General features: G+C 67.6%; 1 pseudogene. It reads right to left on the reverse strand.

Features of this window, described 5'->3' with window-relative positions:
• Window positions 1-1,680 (reverse strand): annotated as a pseudogene (locus tag EN879_RS34970) (kinesin); the annotation flags it as partial.

The raw sequence follows: 1,680 nt of genomic DNA on the forward strand, positions 1-1,680 counted from the left end.
GGCGTTCATCGACCTGGCCGAGATTGACCGCGGCCTGCTCGATCAGCTGACCGAGCTGCGAACTGGACTTGGTCATCCGGCCGATGAGGTCGGCGACGCTGTCGGACAGCGACGAGCGGGCACCCTCGACCGCCGACAAGGTTTCGGCGGTGCGGTTGGCGAGCGCGTCGACAAGTGCGGCATTCTCGCTGCGCAGCTTCTCGGTGGCGCGTTCTGTGACCTCTTCCATGCTCTTTTGCAGTTCCGAGCCGCCCTGGGCGAAGCGCTCGACCAAAGGCCGTGCGGTTTCGTCGAGGATCTTCGACATTTCGGCCGAACGCGCCGCGAGCATGGTGTTGAGTTCGCGGGTGTTGGCGCCGATCGTCTTGGCGGCATCGTTGGTGCTCTGGCCGATATGCTGGCCAACCGCGGTGAAGGTCTCGGCGATCACATTGGCGCGCGAGACGAGTTGCGCCTCGGCGTTCGACACCTGCTCGTTGAGCTTCTGGCCCATCGTCTCGGCCGTAAAGGCGAGGCGGTTCTCGACGCCCGAGACCTGCTCTTCGACACGGGCTGCCGCGGCCGCCGCGCTCGAGGCGAGACGCTCGTCGGCGCCGGCAAGCGCCTGCTCGATTTCGCGGGCATGCACGGCCATTTCCTGGCCGGTCCGCCTTGCGCGTTCGGCAACCCGTTGCTCGGTATCGGCAAAGGCGCCGACGATCGTCTCGGCATGCTCGCCGATCGTGGTGGTGCTGCTGGCGATGCGCGACACCAGACGCTGATCCGCGTCGTCGAAGATACGGCCGATTTCCGAGGCGCGGCTCGACAGCGCTTCCGAACCCTCGGCGATGCGCGAGACGAGCTGCTGGTCGGCGGCATCGAAGATGCGGCCAAGGTCCGATGCGCGTGCGGCAAGCGCTTCGGCCGATTCGCCGATCCGCATGCCGAGCCGCTGGTCGGCGCCTTCGAAGTTGCGCAGGATGTCGCCGGCGCGCGCGGCCAGCGACTGGGCCGTTTCGATGGCGCGGGCGACCAGAAGCTGGTCGGCGGCATCGAACGTGCCTGCAATTTCGCTTGCACGAGCTGCCAGATGGTCGGCGGTGTCCTGAGCCCGGGCGGTCAGCTGATCTGCGGTTTCCTGGGCGCGGGCGGCGAGCTTCTGGTCTGCCGCTTCGAAGGTGCCGGCGATCTGATTTGCGCGAGCGGCCAGCTGATCGGCGGTTTCATGGGCACGGGCCAGCAGCGAGCTGGACGTGTCGTCCGCGCGGGCAAGCAAGGCGTTCGACGTATCTTCTGCACGGGCGTGCAGGCGACGGTCGGCCTCCTCGAAGGTGCGGGCGATGTCTTCGGCCCGCGCCAGCAGGGCCGCGGAGGTCTGCTCGGCGCGCTCGGCGATCTTGCGGTCGGCGTCGCTGAACGCGGCACCGGCCTGCTCGTGCAGGGTGCTGGTGACTTCCAGCACCTTTTCGCGCAGGGCGCCGGCGACAAACACGGCGCTCTTCTCGAGCACGGCGCGGACGTTGTCGACGCCTGTCGAGAGCGCACGTTCCATGGTGCCGGCGCGCTCCTCGATGATGCCGGTCTGGCGACTGAACGCCTGCTCGATCTTCTCGACATCGGCAGCGATCGCGTCGGAAATGCCGGTGCTTCTGGCAGCGATCTGGTCGATATGGCCCGACAGCGAGCGGTCAACGTCCTCGC

It is taken from the genome of Mesorhizobium sp. M7A.F.Ca.AU.002.02.1.1 (assembly GCF_003998535.1).
Taxonomy (GTDB): Bacteria; Pseudomonadota; Alphaproteobacteria; order Rhizobiales; family Rhizobiaceae; genus Mesorhizobium; species Mesorhizobium ciceri.